This window comes from Nonomuraea sp. ATR24 (assembly GCF_041950485.1).
In the GTDB taxonomy this organism is placed as follows: Bacteria; Actinomycetota; Actinomycetes; order Streptosporangiales; family Streptosporangiaceae; genus Nonomuraea; species Nonomuraea ceibae.
The window spans coordinates 337,276-362,055 of sequence record NZ_JBGNUU010000003.1; the positions used below are offsets into that span (position 1 = coordinate 337,276).

The following is a 24,780-nucleotide window of genomic DNA, read 5'->3' on the forward strand; positions in this document are numbered from 1 at the left end:
CGGCGGAGGCGCAACGCTCGGCGTCGTCGCGCTGCGGCAGAGGATCGGCGGGCGGAGCGGGGTTCGCCTTGATATGCGGCACTAGAGGGACGGTATCGGCGGCGCGCCGGGCAACGGGTCTCAGTGGGGCAACGATCAGACCTCTGAACGATCTCGCCGAATTCTGTGAAGCCGAGGGTGAGAAAATACCGCGTACGTTAAAAGGGTCGTGCGAACTGGATAAAGAGCGCATTCGCCCTTGATCGGGGCGGGAATCAAAGCGGCCATGAGCATGAATTCTCTGCGCAGGGGCCTCCTGCTGGCCGCGATCGTACCGGCCCTGTTCACCGCCGGCTGCGCCGCGGGCGGCACCGGGCAAGCGATGAAGGGCGCCGCGAGCCCGGCGTCCCCCACAGCCACCGACACGGGCATGACACCCGGCGACTCCGCCTCGCCGACCGACACCACGACCGGCACCGGCAGCCCGTCGCCCACCGACACCGGCGCCGGCCAGGGCTCGCCCCGCGGCGTCGTCGAGGGCTTCTACAAGGCGCTCGAATCGGGCGACGCCGCCCAGGTCGTGAAGCTGTTCACCTCCGACGCCGTGGCCGCCGTGGCCGGCGAGCAGACCGCCGAGGGCACGCAGGCGCTCACCACGCTGTTCGAGGGCATGGGCGAGGGCCAGGGCGGCACGCCGACGATCGAGGAGTCCCAGGTCGCCGGCAAGCAGGCGTTCGTCCGCGCCACCAGCGGCGAGGGTTCCGAGGAGACCCGCGCGTTCTTCCTGCTCACGCAGGACAACGGCGACTGGAAGATCGACCGCTACATGAGCAACAGCCCGTCCTAGCCCTCCGGCCCACGCCCGGACCTAGGCTGGGGTGATGCAGGACCTCTCGAAGTACCAGCACCCGCGCTTCGCCCGCGCCTACGAGAGGATGACCGAGCGCGCCGATCCCGCCACCGCCGCACTGCGCGAGCGTCTGCTCGCCGGGCTGACCGGGCGGGTGATCGAGATCGGCGCGGGCAACGGGCTCAACTTCCCGCACTACCCGGCGGGAGTGCGCGAGGTCGTCGCCGTCGAGCCCGACCACCTGCTGCGCGCCGCGGCCGAGCGGGCCGCGGCCCGCGCCCCGGTGACCGTCCGGGTGGTGCCCGGCCACGCGGGGGCGCTGCCGGGCGGGCCCGGCGCGTACGACGCCGCCGTGCTGTCGCTCGTGCTCTGCACCGTGCCCGACCCGGCGGCCACCCTCGCCGAGGTGCGACGGCTGCTCGCGCCCGGCGGCGAGCTGCGCTACTTCGAGCACGTCCGCTCGCCCCGGCCGGTCCGCGGCGCCCTCCAGGACCTCATCACCCCGCTCTGGCGGCGCGTCGGCGGCGGCTGCCACCCCAACCGCGACACCGCCGCCGCCATCCGCGCCGCCGGGCTGCTCGTCGAGGAGCAGCGGAGCTTCGCCCACCGGCCCGTCCCCGGCAGCCCTGCGCTCACCCACATCCTCGGGCGGGCCCGCAACCCCTGACCGGTCAGCCCCGCCGCTGATCCACCAGCGCGGAATGGACGGCGACCGCGCGAAGCCTCCCCGAGTCCCCCATTCTGGGCCCCGGCCGGAACTCCGGGCGCGCCGCCGGTGTATGCACGCCGGAGGTGTCCCATGAGAAGACTCGCCACCGTCGTGGCCGCCCTGCTGCTGGCCGCCGGGCCGCTCGCCACCCCCGGGACGGCCGCCGGCGGATTCGCCGTCACCTACCTCGACCCGCTCCCGGGCAACCTGCAGGCCGGCACGTCCTACACGGCCGGCTACTGGGTGCTCCAGCACGGCAACCACCCCTACCAGGGCGACCTCGGGCCCACCGGGCTCCGGCTCACGGACGCCCGGGGCGAGGCCACGCTGTTCGCCGGCACGCCGCTGCCCGAGCCCGGACACTACGCCGCCGCCCTCACCGTCCCCGCCGCCGGGACGTACCGGGTCGAAGGCATCCAGGGCATCTTCGCCCCGTACGCCGTGGGCACCCTCACCGTGCCGGGCGGCCTTGCCCTCAACCCCTTGCAACCCGGCCTCGCCCGCGCCCTCAAAGAGCCGCAGAACCACTGGGGCGCCATCCGCCCCCCAGGCTTCCCTCCAGGCCGCCCCACCCCGGACCCCGAGCACCCCGCACCGGTCACCCCCGACCGAGGTGACGCCGAGCTGGGCGCGGCCGAGGAGGGGCGCGCCGAGCCGGGCGCGGCCGTGGCGAGCCCGCTCGCGGCGGGGCCGTCGCCGGGCACGCGGCCTTCCGGCACCCCGGACCCGGACGAGGCGGCCACCGGCGACGGCGCGGTCACCCAGGGCGGGGCGGCCACGCGGGGTGGGGCGGGCTCCGGTGGGGTTCCGGTCTATGGGCTGGTGGTCGCCGCCGTGGGCGGGGCGGTGCTCGCCCTGGTCGCCGTGCGGGGGCCGTGGGGGAGGCGGGAGCCGGAGCCGCCCGTGGACGACGAGGCGGACACGATCACGATCGGCGGGTGAGCGCTCGGGTCACAGGTCGCGTTCCTGGCGGTCGAGGATGCCGACCGAGACCGCCACGGCCGCCGCCGCGTCACCGGCCTCGATGGCCGCCAGCAGCTCGTGGTGGGAGCTGTCGGGCCGCAGCGCCGCCTCCTCCAGGTCGCGGACGCTCTCGCGCACCGACTCGCTCATGCTCCGGTAGAGGTCGCCGAGCAGCGGGTTGTGGGCCGCGTCGGCGACGCACAGGTGGAAGGCCACGTCGGCGTCGGCGAAGGCGTCGAGGTCACCGGCGCCGGCGGCGGCGTCGCGGCGGGCCAGGGCCTCGCGCATCCCGGCGAGGTCCTCGTCGGTGCGCTGGGCGGCGGCCAGCCGGGCGGCCACCAGGTCGAGCCCGCGCCGCACGTCGATGATGTCCATGGCCGCCGCCCGGTCCAGCCGCCGCCGCAGCGCCACCTGCGACTCGTCGGTGGCCGTCACGTACGTGCCGTCGCCCTGCCGGGTGGCCAGCAGCCCGGCGTGCGCCAGCACCCGCAGCGCCTCGCGCACCGACAGGCGGCTCATGCCGAGCGTCTCGGCGAGCCGGCTCTCGGACGGCAGCTTGGTGCCGACCGGCCACGCGCCGCTGGTGATCTGGTCGCGCAGCTGTTCGATGGCGGCGTCCACCAACGAGGTCCGTGCCACGTTCCGCATGCCCATCCTCTCGACCCGCATGGTCAGATCTTGTCAGGCTTCCGGGCGTCTGAGAGATTGCTCGTACTTTTGGTACAGCCACGGAGGTCACGCGTGCCACAATTACGCCCGGCCCTCATCGCCGCAGTCCTCGTCCTGGGCACGGCGACCCCCGTCCACGCCGCGGCCCCAGCACCCGCGGTCACCGTCGAGAACGGCCGCACGCAGCCGGTCTTCTCCTACGCGGACGCGGTCCGCGAGCACGTCTACGTCGAGTCGCCGGTCGACAGCGACGCCGACGGCCGGCTCGACCGGGTGCGCGTCGACATCATCCGTCCCAAGGAGTCCGGTCCCGGGCTCCGCGTCCCGGTCATCATCGACGAGAGCCCGTACTACGACAACTCCGGGCGCGGCAACGAGGGGGAGCGCAAGGAGTACGGCGCCGACGGGAACGTCACGAAGTTCCCCCTGTTCTACGACAATTACTTCGTGCCGCGCGGCTACGCCGTGCTGAACGTCGACATGATCGGCACCACCCGCTCCGACGGGTGTCCCGACGTCGGCGGGAAGGCCGACGTGCTGGGCGGCAAGGCGGTCATCGACTGGCTGAACGGCCGGGCCAAGGCGTACCGGGCCGACGGCAGTCCCGCCGTGGCCGACTGGACGACCGGCAAGTCCGCGATGATCGGCAAGTCGTACGACGGCACGCTCGCCAACGCCGTGGCCGCGACCGGCGTGCGCGGCCTGGAGACGATCGTGCCGATCTCCGCGATCAGCTCCTGGTACCGGTACCAGCGCTCGAACGGCGTGATCTACAACTACGACTACGCCTCCTGGCTGGCCAACTACGTCGACACCGACCCCGAGGCCAAGTGTCAGGCGGTGCGCGACCGGATGGACGCCGGGGACGGTGACGACACCGGCGACCACAACCCGTTCTGGGCCGAGCGCGACTACCTCGGCGGGCTGCTCGGCGACGTCTCCAAGGTGCGGGCCAGCGTCTTCGTCGTCCACACGTCCAACGACCTGAACGTCAAGCCGGACAACTTCTCCACCTGGTGGCAGGCGCTGGCCGAGCGCCGGGTGCCGCGCAAGATCTGGGTCGGCCAGTACAACCACGTCGACCCGTTCGACTTCGAGGGCCGGCGGGACGTGTGGGTCGACACGCTGCACCGCTGGTTCGACCACTGGCTGCACGGCGTGCGCAACGACATCATGCGCGAGCCGCGCGCCGACGTGCAGGTCGGGCCGACGGAGTGGATCACGCAGCGCGACTGGCCGGCGCCGCACGCCACCCGGCTGACGCTCCGGCCCGCCGCCGACGGCACGCTCGGGCTGCGGCCCGACCGGCGCGCCACGGCGACGTTCACGGACGTGGCCATGACCGAGTCCGCGATGGTCGCCGACGTCGGCGCCGCGAACCCGGGACGGCTGGCGTTCACCACGGGCGCGCTGCCGGTCGACCTGCGCCTGTCCGGCACGCCCACCGCCGACCTGCGGGTCAAGCTCGACCGGCCCGCCTCGAACCTGACCGCCCTGCTCGTCGACTTCGGCGACGACACCCGCCTGGACTGGCGGCGCGGCCAGGGTGTCACCACGATCGCCGAGGAGGACTGCCACGGCGAGAGCACCGCTGCCGACGACGGCTGCTACAAGAAGGTCGTCACGAACGTGGCGAACCGGCCGGTGGAGGTCGTCGCCCGGGGCTGGATCGACACCCGCAACCGCCATTCGCTGACCCGGCCGTCGCCCATGCCGGTCGGGAAGTACGCCAAGGTCAGGTGGGAGACGCTGCCGCACGACTACACCTTCAAGAAGGGGCACCGGATCGGCCTGATCATCGCGGGCACCGACGCCTCCTACAGCTCCGAGACGGGCACCGGGGCCGCGGTGACCGTCGACCTGTCGAGGACCGGCGTGACCGTCCCGGTCGTGCCCGGCGCCCCGCTGGCCGACGTGCCGAAGGACACCGCCAGGTTCCTCGGGCCGCGTGAACTGACGCTGCCGGAGCCGGAGCCGGGCTTCTCGTTCTTCTGACGGGAGACGGGCTTCTGACAGCTGACGGCCCCGGGCGCGATGCCCGGGGCCGTCACGTGCGTGGCTGGTGCATGGTGCTTGCCTGTTTCACTCGCCCTTAGGGCAATTGCTCCAATAACCGCCTCCGTTCGTGTCGGGGATGAACGCTCCTCGGTTCGTGGTCACGGTCCACGAAACGATCATGGTGAGGGTGCCGTCGCCGGCCGTGGCGCCCTCCGTGGTCCTGCCGTCGCCCGTGGTGGTGCCCGACCAGCCGACGGTGATCACGCCCGACTCGGTCACGGGCGGCCCGGCGCAACCCGGCCGCTCGGCGGGCGCCCGTACGGTGAAGGTGTTGCCGTCGACGGTGATGCCGTTCGTCCCGGAGAACGAGGTGACCCGGCAGTCGCCGGTGCAGGTGAGCCTGAACCGGCCGCTGCGCTTCTCGCCCAGCCGCACGGACGCGGGCGTCAGCTTGGCCACCGGAGGCTCGGGCGCGGGCAGCGCCGTGCCGGGCTCCTCTGCCGCGCCGGTGGGCTCCCGCGCGGGAGGGTCCTGGAGCGTGGGCTCCTGGACGAGCGGCTCCTGTGCGGTCGGTTGCGGGGCGGTGGGGGGCTGGGCCGCCGCGGCGGGGGCGGCGGTCGTCGCCGCCTGACGGGACTGGGGCTTGAGCACCGACCACGTCAGGCCCCCGGCCAGCAGCACCAGGCCGAAGATCAGCGCCGTCCGGACCAGCCAGCGCAGGGAGATGCGCGCCTCCGGGTCGTCCTCGTCGGGGCGCTCCCGCCAGAAGTCCTCCCACCGGGCGTCACCCCCGTCGTCGCGCGGCGGCGGCCGGTCACCGGCGTGGACGAGCTTGTCGCCGGGCTCGGCCCTGCGCCGCTCGCCCGGCCGCGCCGCCGGCCGGGCGCGCTCCCTGGCCCGCAGCGGGTCGTGCGGGGGGACGGGGTCGGGCGGCAGGTAGTACTCGCGCCGCTGCCCCGACCCCGGATGCGCGGCGTGCACGAGCGCCTGCCCGGAGCCGGCGCCGTTGCCGCCCCGCCGGACCCGGGCCTCCTCCACGACCCTGACCCCACGCCCCTCCCCTTCCTCCGCCACCGGGGCGCGCGGCACCGGGCGAGGGGGCGCCCAGTCGTCCTCCGGAGGCTCGGGCGGGGTGGGGGCGGGGAGGGGTTCCTGGCCGGCGACGGCCGCGCCCGTCGCCGGCCAGGGGTTGTCCCTGGTCTCCGTCGTGGGGCCGGGGACCAGGGAGATCATGGCCGGAGGCGGCTCCGCCAGGCCGCGCGCCTGGACGGGGAAGCCGTCCGGGCGCCACGCGGTGTCGTCGTCCGGCAGCGGCTGCCCCCAGGCGGGCTGCTCGCGCAGGGTGCCGGGGGTGTCTGCCAGGGGGAGGCGGCGCAGCAGCGTGGCCGCGCGGAGCGTCCGGGGCGCCGCCTGACATTCCGGGCAGGTCAGGATGTGGCGGGCGATCCGCGTGCGGTTGCGGCGTCCGGGGGTCCTGGCCCAGTCGGTCAGCCGGGAGGCCAGCCGGGCGCAGCCGTCACGGGTCCTGGCCGCCCGCACCGCCGCGAACCACTGCTCCAGCGTGTCGGCCGCCTCCGTGACGATGGCGGTCACGTCACCGGTGTCCGCGTCGAAGATCAGCGCGATCTCGTCGTCGGACAGCTCGTGCCGTACCGAGAGGTCGAGCAGTTCGCGGTGCGGGCCGTCGAGGGCCGTCAGACCCTCGGGCACCAGGTCGGGCGCGGGGCCGGGACGGGACCAGGAGCCGATGCTGGCCGGTCTGGTGGCGGCGACGGCGGCGCGGTGGGCGCGGGCCAGGGCGTACAGCCACGGCCGCAGCGCGTCCGGCGACGGGAGCCGGCCGGCGTGCGCGTGCGCCGACAGCAGCGCGCCCGCGACCGCCAGCTCGGCGTCGGAGCCCGCCAGCGCCGTGCGGCAGTAGTCGTACAGGTGCCGCCCGTGCTCGTCGCAGAGCGCGCCGATCGCCTCGCGCGCCTCGTCCGTCAGCGTCCGCCACATCTGATCGAGCACTCCTCACGTCACCGCGCCGACCCTCGCCCGGTCCTCGCAGGGGATGGGCCCGTCAGGCGGCCTCCGCGGCGGCGCCGGGATCGCCGGCGCCGGACCGCGTGCCGCCCGGACCGGCCGCAGGCCCGGCACGGCCGCGAGCCGGAGCGCCGGCGACCCTCGTCAGGGGGCAGGGGAGGGCGAGCGCGCCCGGTGCGGCGCTCACGAGGCCCTCCGGTGCGGGGAGCGGTTGAGCGTGACGGGCTTGCCGGTCGCCCGCGACAGCGCCCACCAGGCGGTGCACAGGTTGGACGTGAGCAGCACCCGGTCGTTGCCGGCGCCCAGCGTGCCCAGCGCCGGCAGCGTCGCCATGCCGCTGCCGACGAACAGCAGCACGCCGTCCCGGGGCAGCCGCGCCTGCTTCACCTGCTCCACCAGCTCGGCGGGAGTGATCGTGTACGGGGACCAGCCGCCCTGGGCGCGGACCGGGAGCACCCCGGCGATGCGCAGCCCGGCGGCCTTCCAGAAGCGCTCGGCCAGCTCCGTCAGCCACGGCTGGAACGGCGAGACGATGTGGACCTCCTCCAGCCCGAGATGCCCGATCGCCTCCAGGATGGCCACGGTCGCCGAGGCGAACGGCACCCCGCACCGCTCGGTCAGCCGCAGGCAGCCCTCGCGGTCCTCGTCCGGGTCGAGCAGGTAGCGGGGGGCGTCGCAGGCCATGACGAGCGCGTCGAGCGGCAGGTCGCCGAAGGCGTGCGTCATGGCGGGCAGCGCCGCGTTGTAGCTCTCCAGCCGCTCGGCCGGGGCCAGCCCGGGGCGTACCGGGAAGCGGGCGGCGTGCATGTCGGCACGTGAGCCGAGCAGGCGGGTCAGCTCCGGCTCCGCCGACGGGTTCGCGGGCGGCACCAGCACGCCCACCCTGCCGCGGCTCATGTCCGCCTCCCGCCGTGCCGCCGCGCGGGCCGCAGCCGCCGCACCGGGTGCGTGATCGGCGTGACGTCCGCCCGTGGCCCCGCCGCCTGGTCGAGGGGCGGCCGGTCGGGGGGTGGCGGCGGGCGGGTGCCGCGTACCGGGACCTCGCAGGGCCGGTGGCGCGGCCCGCGGACCTCGTCGGTGAGCATGATCACTCCTGTCAGGTCAGGGCGCCTGCGTCCGATGGGGACAGCAGGGCGTGGGGCGGCGCGGTCGCCTGGTTGGGCACGCTGGCCGCGACCAGCCGCTCGGACAGGCCCGTGGCCAGGCCCGCCGTCAGGCGCGGGAAGCCGATGCGCGGGGGCGGCTTGCCGCCGGTGACCGAGGTGGCCACCCGGCCGGCCAGCGACAGGTGCTCGGCGCAGCGGTCGCGCACCCTGGCCTCCAGGCCGGCGATCTGGGCGAGCCGGTGGCGCAGCGGCTCCAGCGTGGCGGTGCGTTCGAGCCCGGCGAGGTCGGCCAGCCGTCCCGGCCAGCGCAGCTCCTCGCGCAGGCGCGCCTCCACCTCCGGGACGACGCGTTCGGCGGCCAGCCCCTCCTGGAGCAGCCGGGTGGCGACGGTCACCGCCATGAACGACGTCAGGTCGTAGTCGGCCAGCCGCCCGGCCAGCGCGGCGTCGAGCACGAGCACCCGGTACGACAGGGCTTCGGCGCTCCAGCCCAGCACCATGAGGCGGTCGGTGCCCGCCTCGGCGTGCCAGCCGGCGAGCCGCAGCTCGCGCGCCATCCGCTGGTACAGGCTCCACGTGCCGGCGTCGCCGTCTGTCCAGATCTGGACCCCGCCGAGAGGCAGGTCCGATACGTTGACCGTTGTCCCGGCCGGAGCGATCCGGGAGCAGATGCGCTGGATCACCCGCTCCTGCGCCGGTGAGGCCGTGCTCTTGGTGAACCAGGGGCTTATCTGGTGATCGATGGTCACGTTCGGCCACCTCCCTGCCGGGGGCCTCCGAAGGGGCCGGCTGTCAGGTAACAGTTTCCACGTGTCGTACGATACTGGCCAAATGCGGGTTATGGTGTCAACTCTCAGTTTTCGACAATACGTGAGCGGCTCCGGTACGGGAAGAGCGCCCTGCGCGGACGCGCCGGGCGGCGTCTAGGCTGGAAGAGCGTTCACGGGTAGCAGGAGGTCCGCGTGGCGAAGTTCGCCGAGCGACTCGATCTCGCGCTCAACAAGCGAGGTTTCACAGGCGCTCAAGTCGCCGCCGCGCTCACCGAGGCCGGCATCCCGATCACACGCGCCTACGTCAGCCAGTTGCGCACCGGCAAGCAGACCAACCCGACGCTCCAGGTGCTGCGCGCCCTCGCGGCGTGCCTCCAGGTGAGCGTTGGCTGGCTCGTAGGTGAGGATTACCTGGAGTCCGGGGCGGTGGAGGACCTCCAGCTCCGCGCCGCCGCCATCGGCGTGTCCGCCTCCGGGCTGTCCGACGCCTCGCTGACCGTGCTGCGGGGGGTGATCGAGCTGGCCCGCAAGGCCGAGGGCCTGCCCGAGGAGCCCGAGCCGGCCATGGAGATCCCCGACGCGGCGGCGCCGCTGGAGGAGCCGATGCGGGTGGCGCTCGGCGAGCGGCTCCGATCACTGCGCCTGGCCGCGCAGATCAGCCCGGAGAAGGTGGAGACCGCGCTCGGCAAGGGCGCCGTCGCGGTCGAGGCGATCGAGGCCGGCCGCATCACGCCCGCGCCGGCCACCGTCGAGCGCCTGCTGACGCTCTACGGGGTGACCGCCGTGCCCGCCCGCGAGTACGTGCTCTCGCTGGCGCGCGGCGAGCGTGAGCTGGCCTGGTACGACGCCAGCTCGTTCCCGGTGTGGCTGGCGACGACCTGCGCCATCGACAGCCGGGCCTCGGTGATCCGCACCTATCACACCCACTTCGTGCCGCCGCTGCTGCAGACCGAGTCCTACGCGCTGGCCGCGATCGCCACGGCCGACCAGGGCTCGTTCCGCCACACCACGGCCGACGCGGCGGTCGACATCCTGGCCGCCCGGCAGCGGCTGATCTTCGGGCCCAACGGCCCGGTCGTGTGGGCGGTCATGGACGAGGGTGTCCTGCTGCGCTCGATCGCCGACCCGGAAGTCATGCTCGACCAGCTCGACCGGCTGATCGCCTACGCCAAGCGGCCCAACATCTCGCTGCACATCGTGCCGATGGAGGACCCGGCGTACGTGCCGCGCACCGGGCCGTTCACGCTGTGGCGCTTCGCGGAGGCGTTCGAGCCCGACATCGCGTGCTCCCACGCGCTGGAGGCCGACGAGCTGATCACCGACGGGGTAGTGGTGGAGGCGTACCACCAGGCGTTCACCAAGCTGTCGGTCACCACGACCACCCGCGACGAGACGATCGACATGCTCTGCGCGCATCGCGAAAGACTTTCACGTACGCCCGCGAATTGATCTCCGGGAATGCGAAAAGTCATATTTCCTCAAAATACACTGCCCCATGTAGTTGAATAAGAGAATTTATGGATCATTATTAACATTGGTCATCCGAGTGGGGTCAGAGACCGGAACTTTCCCGAATGGACGCGGCGAGGGGAAAGGGGCGACACGCAATGCGGCAACGTGCCATCCGAAACCTGGCCAATCTCGACACCGCACACGCGAGGATCACGCGCATCCTTGATGCCGCCACCGGAGGCAAGAACAACTTCCGGGCCGACCGTGAAGCGGTGAACCGGTACGACGTGGCAGCCGCGGTGACGACCGCCGCGGCTCGGGCCGTCCAGGGGTATCTGTGCCGGGCCGTACGGCACCTGGCCGGTGAAGGCGTTGACCAGTTCATGATCGTGGGAAGTGGTGTCCCCAGCGGCCTGCCACCCGGCGGGCAGCTGCATGACATCGCCCGCGACACGCTCCGTACCTCTTGTGCGCGTGTCGTCTATATAGAGAATGACCCGATGGTGCTGGCCAACGCGCAGGCCACCATCGAACCGATCACCGACTCGGTCCGCGTGGTCGAGGGCGACATCCGCCAGATCGACGAGATCCTCGACGACCGGGTCGTGCGCACGTTCGCCGACTGGAACCGGCCGATGGCCTGGGTGGTGGTGTCCACCCACAGCCTCAGCGACGACGAGCAGGCGCGCTACGTCGTCAAACGCCTGCGCCAGTCGGTGCCGGAAAGGAGTTACCTGGCGATCCTGCAGACGACGTTCGACGGCATACCGCCGGAGTTGCTGCCCGCCATCAACGACCTGCTGGCCATGACGCTGCCTGGGCACGCGGTGCGCTCCCGCGACCGGGTGGAGGCGTTGCTCGACGGTCTGGACCTGCTGGAACCGGGATTGGTGTGGGTCCCGGAGTGGCGGCCTGACGAGGGCGACCCGCACTGCGCCGACCAGCCGGGGACGTCGGGCAACTACGGGGCGGTGGCCCGCCTGCCGTGATCGGGACCCGCCGCCCGCCGCCGGGCGGGCGGCGCCAGTCCCGGCGCGAGTCCTGGCAGCGGCGGGGCGTCAGTCCCACCAGAACGACCAGGCGTGCTCGCCGATGATCTGCTGCGCGTAGCCCCGCAGGTCGCCCGGCCCCTGGACGACGTTGTCCGGGCAGAACGTCCAGTGCTCGGCCGCGACGCGCATGGCGTGCTCCGGCTCCACGGGCGGCGCCGCCACGCTCAGCTCCAGCGTGTTGAAGCCGACGCCCACCACCCGCGCGCCGAAGCGCTCCTCCCAGCTGCGCACCACGGCGGCCAGCGGCACCATCCACTCGTTGTGGTGCAGCGCGCCCTGCCAGCCCATCACGGCCAGCGCGTCGGCGCCCCGGGGCGCGGCCACCAGCCCCAGCGGCATCCCCCGCTCGGCCAGCACCCCGGCGTACCAGGCGGCGACCTCGTCCGGGTGGGCCACCGGCGTCCCCGGCGGGGCCAGACCCGGACAGATCGCCCCGTAGGGGTCGAGCTCGTCCAGGGCGTCCTGGGCGGGCATCTGCGACACCCACTCCTGCCACACCTCGGCCATGAACCCCTCGGCGGTGAAATGGTCGATCTGCACCGGCTCGTCGGGCACCACCTGCCCCACCGACCACGGCTGCGCGCTCTCGTCCAGCAGCACCGGCCACAGCCCGCTGCGCGGGTGCTCGGCGTGGAAGCGCCGCCAGTCGGCCCCGGAGACGGGCTCGTCGCTCATCCAGAACGCCGGCCGCGCCGCCGGCCCCTGCCCGGTGTAGCCCGGATCGGGCCAGACCATGCCGCCCTCGGGCACAGCGATCCCCAGAGCCCGTCCCCTGCCGCCGTCGGCGAACAGCGGGCACAGCTCCGGCGGCAGCTGATGATCGTTCATGCCCTACCGTTCCGATACCGAATCCCGTCTCGCAGATGGTAATGCCGGGGACATTTGTCCTGGGCGATCCCGGATGCATGAACCTTCCGGCGCCCCGGGCGCTTCCGCGACCGTTGAGGCATGAGAACACTTCTCGCACTGGCCGTCCTGCTCACCGCCTGCGGGACCGCGACGAGCACCCAGGCCGCCCCGGACCCCGCGGTCGTCCGGACCGACGCCGGGACGGTGCGCGGCAGCGTGTCCGGCGAGCACCGGATCTTCCAGGGCATCCGCTACGCGACCGCCGGCCGCTGGGAGCCGCCCCGCCCGGCCCCGGTCTGGCAGGGCGTCCGCGACGCCACCGCGCCCGGCGCGATGTGCCCGCAGGTCGGCTCGCCGTACGCGCCCGTCCGCAGCGAGGACGAGGACTGCCTGTTCCTGAACGTGACCACCCCCGCCGAGCCCGCCAAGCCGGGCACGCGGCGGCCGGTGATGGTGTGGCTGCACGGCGACGGCGCGCTCGGCGCCGGGCACTACTCCGACGCCCGCCGGCTGGCCGCCCAGGGCACGGTGGTCGTGACGATCAACTACCGGCTCGGCGTGTTCGGCGGCTTCGGGCATCCGGGCCTGGCCGACGGCGGCACGTACGGGCTCCAGGACCAGATCGAGGCGCTGCGCTGGGTGCGGCGCAACGCGGCGGCCTTCGGCGGCGACCCGGGCAACGTGACCGTGTTCGGCATCTCCTACGGGGCCTCGTCCATCGGCGCGCTGCTCACCTCGCCGGGCGCCAAGGGCCTGTTCCACCGGGCGATCATGCAGAGCGGCGAGGCCATGATGGACATGCCCGCCGGCAGCATGGTGCCGGGCCTGGAGGCGCTGCCGTCGTTCATGTGGCGGCCGAAGGCCGAGATCGCGGCCCTGGGCGAGGCGTACGCCCGGCAGCTCGGCTGCGACAGCCTGGCGTGCCTGCGCGCGCTCCCGGTCAAGAAGATCCTCGACGTGCCGCAGATCATGAACGTGTTCCAGGTGTACGCGTACGGCAACCGGGTGCTGCCGCAGTCGCCGGACGAGGCCCTGCGCAAGGGCCGCTTCCACCGGGTGCCGGTGCTGGCCGGGGCGACCCGGGATGAGCATCGCCTCTTTGTCGCGATGAATTACGACATTCAGGGTAAAACGCCGAATTATCCCAAACTTGTACGGGAAGCGTTCGGCAGGAAGGCACCTGACATTCTTCGTAAGTACCCGGTAAATCGGTATAAGTCTCCTAGTATTGCGTGGGCCACCGTCCTCACCGACCGCATGTGGGCCCGCGCCACCCACGAACAGAACACGCTCCTGGCCCGGCACGTCCCCGTGTACGGCTACGAGTTCGCCGACCGCGACGCGCCGATGTTCCTGCCGCTGGAGACCGGCTTCGACTGGGGCGCCTACCACGCGGGCGACTTGCCGTACCTCTTCGAGGAGAAGGACACCCCGCTCCCGCCCGCCCAGCGCGCGCTGTCGGACCAGATGATCGGCTACTGGACCAACTTCGCCCGCGCCGGCGACCCCAACGGCGACGGCCTGCCCACCTGGCCCCGCGCCTCCTCCGGCACGCTCGCGCTGGAACCCGGCAAGATCCGCGTCATCGACTACGCTGCCAGGCACCGGCTCGGTTTCTGGAAGTAGGACGGCGTTGATCAAGCTCCTGATCGCCGAGGACCAGGGCATGATGCGCGACGCGCTGGCCCTGCTCCTCGGGCTGGAGGACGACCTGGAGATCGTCGCCCAGGTGTCGTCCGGCGACGCGATCATGGCGGCCGCCGAGACCCACCGGCCCGACGTGGCGCTGCTCGACATCGAGCTGCCCGGCCGCTCCGGCCTCGACGTGCTGCCGGAGCTGCGGGCCGCGCGGCCGGACTGCGCGGTGCTGATCCTCACCACCTTCGCCCGGCCGGGCTACCTGCGCCGCGCGATGGAGGCCGGGGCCGCCGGGTTCCTGGTCAAGGACGGGCCCGTCGAGGAACTGGCCGCCGCCGTCCGCCGGATCGCGGCGGGGGAGCGGATCGTCGACCCCGCCCTGGCCGCCGCCGCGCTGCGCGCCGGGCCCAGCCCGCTCACCGACCGCGAGCGCGACGTGCTCGCCGCCGCGCTCGACGGCGCCACCATCGCCGACGTGGCCGCCCGGCTGCACCTGTCGGAGAGCACGGTGCGCAACCACCTGTCGTCGGCCATCGGCAAGACCCACACCCGCAACCGCATCGAGGCCGCCAGGCTCGCACGGCACAATGGATGGCTGTGACCTCCACCGAAGCGACGCCCGCCGGCCAGACCCCCGCCGGCGCGTTCCCGTACGACGCCGTGCTGTGTGACCTCGACGGCGTCCTGCGCCTGTTCGACCTCGACGTCCAGGACGCCATCGAGGCCCGCTACGGCCTCCCCGTGCGGCGCACCGCCTTCGCCCCCGAGATTCTCTCCCCGGCCACGCTCGGCCGCATCACCGAGGCGCAGTGGGTCGACTCCGTCGCCGCCGCGCTGGGCGGCGACGAGCGCGCCAGGCAGGCCGCCGCCGAGTTCGCCGCCGTGCCGTTCCGGGTCGACGAGGAGGTCAGGGCCCTGCTCGCCAAGGCCCAGGAGCACGCCCCGGTGATCATCGTCACCAACGCCATGGACAGCCTGGACGAGCACCTCGACCGGCTCGGCCTCACCTACTTCGCCGACGCCGTCGTCAGCAGCGCCCGCGTCGGCGTCGCCAAGCCCGACCGGCGCATCTACGAGATCGCCGCCGAGCTCGCCGGGGCCGCGCCCGAGCGCTGCCTGTTCGTCGACGACCGCGCCGAGAACGTCGCCGCCGCCGTCGCCCTCGGCATGACCGGAGTCCACTACCGGCAGGCCGCCGACCTGGCCGCAGCCCTCGGCTGACTGAGGGCCGTGCCTGCCGCCCTCGGTCAGCCGAGGGCCATGTCTGACGCCCCCGGCTAGCCGAGGGCCATGTCTGACGCCCCCGGCTAGCCGAGGGCCATGTCGAAGAAGCGGCGCTCCAGTTCGACCGCCCGGCCGAACACCTCCAGCACGCGCCGCCTGCCCGCCTCGCCGAGCCCCGGCCCGAGCCGGTCCAGCTCGCCGCGCAGGAAGTCCACCCACGCGCGGAACTCGGGGCCCTCGTGCAGCCCGATCCACTCCCGGTGCACGAAGCCCTCCGGCAGCGGCTCGACCGCCCTGGACGCCCAGCCGAGGTAGGACCACTCGGCCACGCACAGCACCGCCGCGATCGACGGGTAGTCCTGAGAGGCGCGCGCCTCGTCCATGAGCTGCCGGAACTCCGCCGTCACCGGCTCCGTCGCCGCCTGCGTGCTGCCGCCGAGCGCCGCCAGCGCCCGGTGGAAGTACGTCTTCTCCTCCGTCGTCGCCACCTGGCCGAGGAACTGCCCGTACGGGACGCGCGCCTCGAAGGTGTCGGCACAGGCGACGGCCGCGCCGAGGAGCGCGGTGAAGGAGTCGACGAACTGGAAGTCCTGCTCCAGGTAGCGCCGCATGTCGGCCTCACCCGTCGTGATCGCCGTGGCGAACGGGTGGGTCACCACCGCCGTCCACTCGGGCTCGCACTGCTCGCGCAGCCATGCGCTGAAGGTCTCGGTCACGTACCCGACTCTAGGCCCTGGCCCCCGGCTCCCGGCGCGGGCCGGGGGCCGCGCGCCGGGAACGCCGGAGGGTCAGTAGCCGCCGTACGGCTGGCTGGGGGCCTTCGTCGGGGCCTTCGTCGGGGCCTTGGTGGCCGGGGTGGCCGGGGCGGCGGGACGGGAGCCCGCCGGGCGGATCACGCCGAGCAGGCCGTGCGTGCCGCCCTCCAGACCCGCCGAGAACCACAGCGCGTTCTCGCCGCCGTTCGCCGCCGTGCCGGGCTCCAGGTCCCACAGCCCCGGCAGCGTGATCGCCTTGCCGCCGGCGGTGCGCAGCGCGCCCAGGTGGCGGTTGCCGCGGTAGGCGTGGATGGTGCCGTCGCCGAAGTTGCCGACCAGCAGCGCGCCCGCGTACTGGCCGAGGCGGCGCGGCGCCTTGGTGATCGCCCACGGCGCGTTCAGGCCGGTCCGCGCGATGCGCCCGGTCAGCCGGCCGTCGAGGTCGAAGCGGCTGACGAAGCCCTTGCCCGCCCCGGCGACCGACTTGCCGGTCCTCGGGTCGCGCAGCGCGTACGCCACCCACACGTTGCCGTTGACCACGGCCACGTTGAACGGCGAGTAGTTCGCCGGCACCGCCGCGTCCCTGAACTGCGAGCGCGACAGCCGCACCCGCCGGAAGTCGGCGTCGAAGGCGTGGATCCGGCCGCCCGCGAAGTCGGCCGCCAGCAGGAAGTCGCCGTCGTCCGTCTCGGCCAGCGCCAGGCCCTTGTAGTCGGCGCCGCGCGTGAACGCGCCGATGATCGCGTTCTTCGGGTCGGCCTCGGCGTTCCAGCCGCTGATCGCGCCGCTCGGGCTGGAGAAGACGAACGTGGCGGGTTTGCCCTTGACGGTGAAGCCGTCGCCGGGGTTGAACACCTGGCCGGTCGGGGCGCCGCCCGGCACGACCACCTCCGTCGCCTCCTTCTTGCCCTGGCCGGAGTAGACGGTGGCGCTGCCGGTGCCCGTGTTGGACACCCACAGCGTCTTGCCCATGGCCAGCCCCCAGGGGTTGACCAGCTTGGGATCGGTGAGCGCCGCCTTGCCCTTGACGTCCGACACCAGGTTGACGACGTCGAACCGGGTGCGGTGGCTCGTGGCCTGTGCGGGGGTGTTGAGAGTGCTGCCCATGACGACCGCGACAGCGCCCAGGGCGATGATGCGTGACCGCATCCGTACCTCCTTGATAGCGCTTGTGACGCGAGATACGCGAGAGCCGCCTCCCGGGTTCAGTTAGGGTCCCTGGAGGCGTTTCGCGGCCGTGTACGGGGGAGTGGAAGACGCATGGACGTGCTGGGCATCGACATCGGCGGATCGGGCATCAAGGGCGCGCCCGTCGACCTGGAGACCGGCGAGCTCACCCGGGAGCGGCTGCGCGTGCCGACGCCGCGCCCCGCCGTGCCCGGGGCGGTCGCCGCCGAGGTGGGGCGGATCGTCGAGCACTTCGCCTGGACGGGCCCCGTCGGGGTGGCCGTGCCCGGCGTGGTGCACGGCGGCGTGATGCGCGACGCCGTCAACCTGCACGAGTCGTGGGCCGGGGCCGACGCCGCCGAGCTGTTCGGCGGGGCGGCCGTGGTCAACGACGCCGACGCGGCCGGGCTGGCGGAGATGACCTACGGCAAGGGGCGCGGGGAGCGCGGCACCGTGCTCATGCTCACGTTCGGCACCGGGATCGGCAGCGCGCTGTTCGTCGACGGCGTGCTCGTGCCCAACACCGAGCTGGGCCACCTGGAGCTGCACGGCCACGACGCCGAGCACCGCGCCTCCGACCGGGCCCGCGAGGAGCACGACCTCGGCTGGCGGGAGTGGGCCGGGCGCGTCCAGGACTACCTGGAGCACGTGGTGATGCTGCTGTCGCCGTCGCTGATCATCATCGGCGGCGGGGTCAGCAAGAAGGCCGACAAGTTCCTGCCGTACGTCCAGGTGGGCGTGCCCGTCATCCCCGCCGCGCTGCGCAACGAGGCGGGCATCGTCGGGGCCGCCGCGACAGCCGGTAATCGGCGCAGCACAGCGCTGCCGTAAACGTGATCAAACAGAGGCAACCCGGAGGCTGTTCCAGGAGTCTCATAGACGTGACCGTGGCCCGCCACGACTCAACTCTGGGGAGAGTGGGCCGGTCGTGGCGGGCCACGGTCACCCAGCGGCACGACGGGGGCCCCGATATTGGGATGCGCCGCGCCGCGCGGTGGGGCACGATGGGCCGTTGGCTCCCGGCGAGCGGGGCCCGAATATCCTTGAAGCAGTATGGGAACTCCTGCGTTGTCCTCTCCACTCACCGAGCTCCAGTCCCGCCTGCCCGGTCTGATGCCGCGCGACCAGCGGCGGCTGCGGCGCAGGCTCGACGGCGTGCGCCGGGTGCGCTCCCGCGAGGCGCGCGAGAAGATCGCCGCGGAGATCCTCGCCGACGTCGAACGCGCCGAGCAGCGGCTCGCGCGACGCCGCGAGGCCCTGCCGGTCGTCACCTACCCGGACAACCTGCCGGTCTCGCAGCGCAAGGACGACATCCTGGCGGCCATCCGCGACCACCAGGTCGTGATCATCGCCGGTGAGACCGGGTCCGGCAAGACCACCCAGATCCCCAAGATCTGCCTGGAGCTGGGCCGGGGCGTGCGCGGGCTGATCGGCCACACCCAGCCGCGCCGCATCGCCGCCCGCACCGTGGCCGAGCGCATCGCCGAGGAGCTCGGCACCGAGCTCGGCCAGGCCGTCGGCTACAAGGTCCGCTTCACCGACCAGGCGAGCGACCGCACCCTGGTCAAGCTGATGACCGACGGCATCCTGCTCGCCGAGCTGCAGCACGACCGGCTGCTGGAGCAGTACGACACGCTGATCATCGACGAGGCGCACGAGCGCAGCCTCAACATCGACTTCATCCTCGGCTACCTCAAGCAGCTCCTGCCGCAGCGGCCCGACCTCAAGGTCGTCATCACCAGCGCCACCATCGACCCCGAGCGGTTCTCCCGCCACTTCGACGACGCGCCGATCATTGAGGTGTCCGGCCGCACCTACCCCGTCGAGGTCCGCTACCGGCCGCTCGACGACGAGGACGACCAGACGCAGGGCATCGTGCACGCCTGCCGCGAGCTGATCGGCGAAGGCCCCGGCGACATCCTCGTCTTCCTCAGCGGCGAGCGGGAGATCCGCGACGCCGCCGACGCGCTGGCCAAGGCCGAGTTCCGCAACACCGAGATCCTGCCGCTCTACTCCCGGCTGAGCGCCGCCGAGCAGCACCGCGTCTTCCAGCGCCACACCGGCCGCCGCATCGTGCTCGCCACCAACGTGGCCGAGACGTCGCTGACCGTCCCCGGCATCAAGTACGTCGTCGACCCCGGCTACGCCCGCATCTCCCGCTACAGCCACCGCACCAAGGTGCAGCGCCTGCCCATCGAGGCCATCTCGCAGGCCAGCGCCAACCAGCGCAAGGGCCGCTCCGGCCGCACCTCCGACGGCATCGCCATCCGGCTGTACGAGGAGGAGGACTTCCTGGCGCGGCCGGAGTTCACCGACCCGGAGATCCTGCGCACCAACCTGGCCTCGGTCATCCTGCAGATGACCTCCATCGGGCTGGGCGACATCGAGGCGTTCCCGTTCGTCGAGCCGCCCGACCGCCGCCAGGTCAAGGACGGCGTCAACCTGCTGCACGAGCTGGGCGCGTTCGACGCCCACGGCAAGCTCACGCCCATCGGCCGCAAGCTCGCCGCGCTGCCCGTCGACCCGCGCCTGGGCCGCATGGTGCTGGAGGCCGAGCACAACGGCTGCCTGCGCGAGGTCATGGTCATCGCCGCCGCCCTGTCGATCCAGGACCCGCGCGAGCGGCCCTCCGACAAGCAGCAGCAGGCCGACGAGAAGCACCGTCGCTTCGCCGACCCCGAGTCGGACTTCCTGTCCTACGTCAACCTGTGGAACCACCTGCGCGAGAAGCAGCAGGAGCTGTCGTCCAGCGCGTTCCGCCGCATGTGCAAGGCCGAGTTCCTCAACTACCTGCGCGTGCGCGAATGGCAGGACATCTACAGCCAGATCCGCCAGTCGCTCGGCGCCCACCCCGGCACCGAGACGGCCGACCCGCGCCAGGTGCACGCCTCGCTCCTGGTCGGGCTGCTGTCGCACATCGGCGTCAAGGACGTCATGGACAAGCGCGGCGACGGCGGCCGCCGCCCCGTCCAGGAGTACATCGGCGCGCGCAACGCCCGCTTCGCCATCTTCCCCGGCTCCGCGCTGGCCAAGAAGCAGCCGCAGTGGGTGATGTCGGCCGAGCTGGTCGAGACGTCCCGGCTGTGGGCGCGGGTCAACGCCAAGATCGAGCCCGACTGGGTCGAGCCGCTGGCCCAGCACCTGGTCAAGCGCTCCTACTCCGAGCCCCACTGGGAGAAGAACCAGGGCGCGGTGATCGCGCTGGAGAAGGTCACCCTGTACGGGCTGCCGCTCGTGGTCGGCCGCAAGGTCAACTACGGCCGGATCGACCCCGACCTGTCGCGCGAGCTGTTCATCCGGCACGCCCTCGTCGAAGGCGACTGGGACAGCCACCACAGCTTCCTCAAGGCCAACCGCAAGCTGCTCGAAGAGGTCGAGGAGCTGGAGAACCGGGCCCGCCGCCGCGACATCATGGTCGACGACGAGGCGCTGTTCGACTTCTACGACCAGCGGGTGCCCGCCGACGTCGTCTCCGCCCGGCACTTCGACGCCTGGTGGAAGAAGGCCCGCAACGAGCAGCCGGAGCTGCTCACGTTCTCGCCCGACATGCTCGTCAACGAGGGCGCCGACGTCAGCGCCCGCGACTACCCCGACACCTGGCGGCAGCTCGGCCAGCGGATGAAGCTGACCTACCAGTTCGAGCCCGGCGCCGACGCCGACGGCGTCACCGTGCACGTGCCGCTGCAGGTGCTCAACCAGATCAACTCCGACGGGTTCGACTGGCAGATCCCCGGCCTGCGCGAGGAGCTCATCACCGCGCTCATCCGCTCGCTGCCCAAACATTTGCGCCGCAACTTCGTGCCCGCCCCCAACTACGCCAAGCAGGTGCTGGCCGCCGTCAAGCAGGGCGGCGAGCCGCTGCTGGAGGCCGTCGAGCGCGAGCTGCTGCGGCTGACCGGCGTCCGCGTGCCGCACGACGCCTGGCAGCTCGACCAGATCCCCGACCACCTGCGGATCACGTACCGGGTGATCGACGAGCGCAAGCGCACGATCGCCGAGGACAAGGACCTCGACGCGCTCAAGCGGCGCCTGGCGCCGCGCCTGCGCAAGTCGCTCTCGCAGGCGGGCGACGACCTGGAGCGCACCGGCCTGACCACGTGGAGCTTCGGCACCCTGCCCAAGGTGTTCGAGCAGGGCCGCATGAAGGGCTACCCGGCGCTCGTCGACGCCGGCGACTCCGTCTCCATCAAGATCTTCGAGACGGAGGCCGAACAGCGCCGCTCCCACTGGACCGGCACCCGCCGCCTGCTGCTGCTCAACGTCACCAACCCGGCCAGGTCGCTGCTCGGCGGCCTGTCCAACCAGGCCAAGCTCGCGCTGTCACGCAGCCCCCACGGCGGCGCGGTCGCGCTGTTCGACGACATCGTCAACGCCTCCGTCGACAAGCTGACGAGCGACGTCGGCGGCCCCGCCTGGGACCCGGTCGCCTTCGACCGCCTCTACCAGCACGTACGGGCCCACCTGTGGGACACCTCCGCCGATGTGCTGTCGCGGGTGGAGCAGATCCTCACCGTCTGGCACGCCATCGGCACCCGCCTGGACGGCCTGCGCGCCGGCGCCTCCACCCAGGACGTACGCGACCAGCTCGGCAGGCTCGTCTTCCCGGGGTTCGTCACCGCGACCGGCCACCGCCGCCTCCCCGACATCCTGCGCTATCTGCGTGCCGTCGAGCGCCGCCTCACCAAGCTGCCCGAGGAGCCGTGGCGCGACGAGGAGTGGATGGACCGGGTGCACCGGGTGGAGGACGACTACCAGGACCTTCTCGACCGCCTGCACCCGGCCAGGCGCTCCGACCCGGACGTGGTGGAGATCCGGTGGATGATCGAGGAACTGCGGGTCAGCTTCTTCGCCCAGACGCTCGGCACCCCGACCCCGGTGTCGGAGAAGCGCATCGCCAAGGCGATGGACAGGCTCAGCCCTTGAAGATCGACGTGTCCAGCTCGAACCCGACGGGCTCGGGCAGGGTGATCGGCGAGCCGACCGTCACCTTGGTCATCGAGGTGTAGGCGCCGTCGACCGGCTTGCTGTAGACGGTCACGCCCGGCTCGTCGCCGATCGGGTCGATGAGCAGGTAGATCGGCACCTTGCCGACCGCGTAGCCCTTGGGCTTCTCCTGGCGGTCGTCGTGGGCGCTGCTCGGCGAGACCACCTCGGCGGCCACGAAAATGCCGGAGGACAGCAGCTCGAGATGCCCCCAGCGGGGGCAGTCGGCGGGTGCGAGCAGGTAGTCGGGCTGATAGGAGTCGCGGGGGCCTTCGATGCAGAGGCTCACGCCGCCTGCGGACTGCCACCATCCGCGCTCCCTGCTGAGCGGAAGGAGCTCGTAGGCCAGTTCCATGGCCATGCGGTGGTGCTCGGGGGTGCCTAGTGGGCTCAAGATGACCTTCCCTTCGATGACCTCTGCCCGGACGCCGGGCAGGGGGGGTAGGGCGTCGAAGACGTCTCGGAGATGATGCGGTGCGGTGTCGCTCACGGCGGGCTCCGGCTTGCTGATCGTCATGGTCGTCATGAACATGTCCCTTCGTGTTCGAGCAGGCACGCTCAGTATTTCACGCGGGAAGGCTGGACACGTCCCGGTCGTAGAAGCGGTGGGCGGCGACGGCCTCGGCGAACGGCTGGGCGATGTCGTCGCCGGCGACGACGCCGGTGCTGCCGGGCAGGCGGGCGGCCTCCACGAGCTGCGCGCCGGAGCCGACGGCGCCGATGGGCTTGCCGTGCTTGTACGCCTCCATGATCCAGAACTGGGCGCGGCCCATGGCGGCCAGGGCCTGGCCGTCGGCGGCCACGACCGCGTCGTACAGGACCGAGTTGGCGGCGCTGAGCTGGCGGTCGACCGGGATGCCGCCGATCGAGCCCTCGTGCGGCGCGATGATCTCGCAGATCGCGCCCTGCCCCTCCAGCGCCTGCTTGAGCGCGGTGACGGCGGCGGCGTCGGTGCCGTCGGCCATGAGGATGGCGATCTTGCGGGTGGCGACGCCGCCGGGCTGGTTCGTCATGCTGAGCGCGGGCGAGGCGTCGGAGTGCACCGGGCCGCCCTGCGGCACCGGCAGGCCGAGGCCGTGGGCGACCTGCTCGGCCAGGTCGGGATGGACGGAGCCGAGCTGCTTGAGCACGCCCTCCTTGATGTGCTTGCGCTCGACGTGTCCCAGCTCGAACAGGAACGCCGAGACGATGTGCCGCTTCTCCCAGTCGGCCATGCTGTTCCAGAAGAGCGTGGCCTGGGTGTAGTGGTCCTCGAAGCTGGGGCTGCGCTTGCGGATCTTGGTTCCGTCGATCTTCTCCTGGTAGTGCTTGTAGCCGTCGATGGCGGCGGGGCAGCCGCCGCTGATGGAGTTGATCGCGTAGCTGGTGCGCGACTCGTGGATGAGGTGCTGGTGGAAGCCGTCACGCTGGTCGTTGCGCACCGGGCTGACGGGCTGGTTGACGGGGATCTGCGGGAAGTTCGGCCCGCCCAGGCGCAGCAGCTGGGTGTCCAGGTAGGAGAAGAGCCTGCCCTGGAGCAGCGGGTCGTTGGTGAAGTCGATGCCGGGCACCACGTTGCCGAGGTGGAAGGCGACCTGCTCGGTCTCGGCGAAGAAGTTCTGCGGGTTGCGGTTGAGCACCATCCTGCCGATGGGCTTCAGCGGCACCTGCTCCTCGGGGATGATCTTCGTGGCGTCGAGCAGGTCGAAGTCGAAGTCGTGCTCGGCCGACTCGGGCACGAGCTGCACGCACAGCTCGTACTCCGGGTAGGCGCCCCGCTCGATGGCCTCCCACAGGTCGCGCCGGTTGAAGTCGGGGTCGTTGCCCTGGATGCGCAGCACCTCGTCCCACACCAGCGAGTGGGTGCCGAGCACGGGCCGCCAGTGGAACTTGACGAACGTGGCCCGCCCCACGTTGCTGACGAACCGGAACGTGTGCACGCCGAAGCCCTGCATCATCCGGTACGAGCGCGGGATGGCCCGGTCCGACATCAGCCACATGACCATGTGCATCGTCTCGGGCTGCATCTGGACGAAGTCCCAGAACGTGTCGTGCGCCGACTGCGCCTGCGGGATCTCGTTGTGCGGCTCCGGCTTGACGGCGTGCACGAAGTCGGGGAACTTGATGCCGTCCTGGATGAAGAAGACGGGGAAGTTGTTGCCGACCAGGTCGAAGTTGCCCTGGCTGGTGTAGAACTTGGTGGCGAAGCCGCGCACGTCGCGCACGGTGTCGGCCGACCCGCGCGAGCCCGCCACGGTGGAGAAGCGCACGAACACGGGGGTCCGCGCCGTCGTGTCGTTCAGGAACTCGGCGCACGTCACGTCGGCCATCGACTCGTAGACCTGGAAGTAGCCGTACGCGCCCGAGCCCCGGGCGTGCACGACCCGCTCGGGGATGCGCTCGTGGTCGAAGCGGGTGACCTTCTCGCGGAAGTGGAAGTCCTCCATGATGGTCGGACCCCGGGTGCCGGCCTTCAACGAGTTGTCGGTGTCGTCGACCGGGCAGCCCTGGTCCGTGGTCATGGGCGCGTCGTCCAGCGGCACCCGGTACTGGCGGAGCTGGGTGTCCTTGGCGTCGGTCTCAGGCTTCATGAGGTCCCCCCTGGCTGTCGA

General features: G+C 72.3%; 21 protein-coding genes. 11 read left to right on the forward strand and 10 right to left on the reverse strand.

Annotation, left to right across the window (positions count from 1 at the left end):
- Window positions 1–265 precede the first annotated feature (265 nt).
- The 3 genes from ACBI99_RS09200 to ACBI99_RS09210 all read left to right on the forward strand — a co-directional run bounded on the left by ACBI99_RS09200 (window position 266) and on the right by ACBI99_RS09210 (window position 2,480).
- Window positions 266–826 carry a nuclear transport factor 2 family protein gene (locus tag ACBI99_RS09200; protein WP_219508276.1) on the forward strand — a complete coding sequence of 187 codons (561 nt, stop codon included), beginning with the start codon at window positions 266–268 and terminating at the stop codon, window positions 824–826.
- A 34-nt stretch (window positions 827–860) separates the two neighbouring features.
- Complete coding sequence (locus tag ACBI99_RS09205; protein WP_375072085.1) at window positions 861–1,496, forward strand: class I SAM-dependent methyltransferase; 636 nt, start codon at window positions 861–863, stop codon at window positions 1,494–1,496.
- 132 nt (window positions 1,497–1,628) lie between these two features.
- Window positions 1,629–2,480 carry a hypothetical protein gene (locus tag ACBI99_RS09210; RefSeq protein ID WP_375072086.1) on the forward strand — a complete coding sequence of 284 codons (852 nt, stop codon included), beginning with the start codon at window positions 1,629–1,631 and terminating at the stop codon, window positions 2,478–2,480.
- A gap of 9 nt (window positions 2,481–2,489) precedes the next feature.
- Here the strand turns inward: ACBI99_RS09210 and ACBI99_RS09215 are convergent, their stop codons facing one another.
- Entirely contained in the window at window positions 2,490–3,170 is a 681-nt protein-coding gene (locus tag ACBI99_RS09215; RefSeq protein ID WP_246645569.1) for a FadR/GntR family transcriptional regulator, read from the reverse strand.
- A 72-nt stretch (window positions 3,171–3,242) separates the two neighbouring features.
- Between ACBI99_RS09215 and ACBI99_RS09220 the strand changes: the two genes are divergently transcribed.
- A complete protein-coding gene (locus ACBI99_RS09220; RefSeq protein ID WP_357587283.1) occupies window positions 3,243–5,165 on the forward strand; it encodes a Xaa-Pro dipeptidyl-peptidase in 1,923 nt (640 codons plus the stop codon).
- 87 nt (window positions 5,166–5,252) lie between these two features.
- Here the strand turns inward: ACBI99_RS09220 and ACBI99_RS09225 are convergent, their stop codons facing one another.
- The 4 genes from ACBI99_RS09225 to ACBI99_RS09240 all read right to left on the reverse strand — a co-directional run bounded on the left by ACBI99_RS09225 (window position 5,253) and on the right by ACBI99_RS09240 (window position 9,048).
- Window positions 5,253–7,166 carry an RNA polymerase sigma factor gene (locus tag ACBI99_RS09225; protein WP_375072087.1) on the reverse strand — a complete coding sequence of 638 codons (1,914 nt, stop codon included), beginning with the start codon at window positions 7,164–7,166 and terminating at the stop codon, window positions 5,253–5,255.
- A 210-nt stretch (window positions 7,167–7,376) separates the two neighbouring features.
- Window positions 7,377–8,090, reverse strand: coding sequence for a hypothetical protein (locus ACBI99_RS09230; protein WP_357587279.1), 714 nt, complete (start codon window positions 8,088–8,090; stop codon window positions 7,377–7,379).
- Window positions 8,087–8,278 (reverse strand): hypothetical protein, encoded by a 192-nt coding sequence (locus tag ACBI99_RS09235; protein WP_357587277.1) that lies wholly within the window; start codon window positions 8,276–8,278, stop codon window positions 8,087–8,089. The genes ACBI99_RS09230 and ACBI99_RS09235 overlap by 4 nt, the downstream gene beginning before the upstream one ends.
- Before the next feature lie 11 nt (window positions 8,279–8,289).
- The gene (locus ACBI99_RS09240) at window positions 8,290–9,048 is read right to left on the reverse strand and encodes a hypothetical protein (RefSeq protein WP_357587275.1); all 759 of its coding nucleotides are present in this window, start codon (window positions 9,046–9,048) and stop codon (window positions 8,290–8,292) included.
- Window positions 9,049–9,261: 213 nt separating this feature from the next.
- Here ACBI99_RS09240 and ACBI99_RS09245 point away from each other — a divergent pair, with 213 nt between their 5' ends.
- A complete protein-coding gene (locus tag ACBI99_RS09245) occupies window positions 9,262–10,518 on the forward strand; it encodes a helix-turn-helix transcriptional regulator (protein WP_219511570.1) in 1,257 nt (418 codons plus the stop codon).
- A 158-nt stretch (window positions 10,519–10,676) separates the two neighbouring features.
- Window positions 10,677–11,510: an SAM-dependent methyltransferase gene (locus ACBI99_RS09250; RefSeq protein ID WP_219511617.1), complete on the forward strand. Its 834-nt coding sequence runs from the start codon at window positions 10,677–10,679 to the stop codon at window positions 11,508–11,510.
- Between the two features lie 69 nt (window positions 11,511–11,579).
- Here the strand turns inward: ACBI99_RS09250 and ACBI99_RS09255 are convergent, their stop codons facing one another.
- Window positions 11,580–12,401 (reverse strand): DUF4253 domain-containing protein, encoded by an 822-nt coding sequence (locus ACBI99_RS09255; RefSeq protein ID WP_219511571.1) that lies wholly within the window; start codon window positions 12,399–12,401, stop codon window positions 11,580–11,582.
- Window positions 12,402–12,521: 120 nt separating this feature from the next.
- Between ACBI99_RS09255 and ACBI99_RS09260 the strand changes: the two genes are divergently transcribed.
- Genes ACBI99_RS09260 through ACBI99_RS09270 form a run of 3 tightly spaced genes read left to right on the forward strand, consistent with a single transcriptional unit; the run spans window position 12,522 to window position 15,281 of the window.
- Window positions 12,522–14,048, forward strand: a complete 1,527-nt coding sequence (locus ACBI99_RS09260) for a carboxylesterase/lipase family protein (RefSeq protein WP_375072088.1) — start codon at window positions 12,522–12,524, stop codon at window positions 14,046–14,048.
- Between the two features lie 7 nt (window positions 14,049–14,055).
- Window positions 14,056–14,661, forward strand: a complete 606-nt coding sequence (locus ACBI99_RS09265) for a response regulator transcription factor (RefSeq protein ID WP_219511574.1) — start codon at window positions 14,056–14,058, stop codon at window positions 14,659–14,661.
- The gene (locus ACBI99_RS09270) at window positions 14,658–15,281 is read left to right on the forward strand and encodes an HAD family hydrolase (RefSeq protein ID WP_375072089.1); all 624 of its coding nucleotides are present in this window, start codon (window positions 14,658–14,660) and stop codon (window positions 15,279–15,281) included. The genes ACBI99_RS09265 and ACBI99_RS09270 overlap by 4 nt, the downstream gene beginning before the upstream one ends.
- Window positions 15,282–15,367: 86 nt before the next feature.
- Here ACBI99_RS09270 and ACBI99_RS09275 read toward each other — a convergent pair whose 3' ends face one another.
- A complete protein-coding gene (locus ACBI99_RS09275; RefSeq protein ID WP_375072090.1) occupies window positions 15,368–16,000 on the reverse strand; it encodes a TenA family protein in 633 nt (210 codons plus the stop codon).
- Window positions 16,001–16,072: 72 nt separating this feature from the next.
- Window positions 16,073–17,188: a TIGR03118 family protein gene (locus ACBI99_RS09280; protein WP_375072091.1), complete on the reverse strand. Its 1,116-nt coding sequence runs from the start codon at window positions 17,186–17,188 to the stop codon at window positions 16,073–16,075.
- 111 nt (window positions 17,189–17,299) lie between these two features.
- Between ACBI99_RS09280 and ppgK the strand changes: the two genes are divergently transcribed.
- Both ppgK and hrpA read left to right on the forward strand, forming a co-directional pair.
- On the forward strand, window positions 17,300–18,037 hold the full coding sequence (gene ppgK, locus ACBI99_RS09285; RefSeq protein WP_219511580.1) for a polyphosphate--glucose phosphotransferase: 738 nt from the start codon (window positions 17,300–17,302) through the stop codon (window positions 18,035–18,037).
- A gap of 222 nt (window positions 18,038–18,259) precedes the next feature.
- Entirely contained in the window at window positions 18,260–22,129 is a 3,870-nt protein-coding gene (gene hrpA / locus ACBI99_RS09290) for an ATP-dependent RNA helicase HrpA (RefSeq protein ID WP_375072092.1), read from the forward strand.
- Here the strand turns inward: hrpA and ACBI99_RS09295 are convergent.
- Window positions 22,119–22,721, reverse strand: coding sequence for a Uma2 family endonuclease (locus tag ACBI99_RS09295; RefSeq protein ID WP_375072093.1), 603 nt, complete (start codon window positions 22,719–22,721; stop codon window positions 22,119–22,121). The genes hrpA and ACBI99_RS09295 overlap by 11 nt on opposite strands.
- A gap of 34 nt (window positions 22,722–22,755) precedes the next feature.
- Window positions 22,756–24,759 carry a catalase gene (locus ACBI99_RS09300; protein WP_375072094.1) on the reverse strand — a complete coding sequence of 668 codons (2,004 nt, stop codon included), beginning with the start codon at window positions 24,757–24,759 and terminating at the stop codon, window positions 22,756–22,758.
- Window positions 24,760–24,780: the final 21 nt, after the last annotated feature.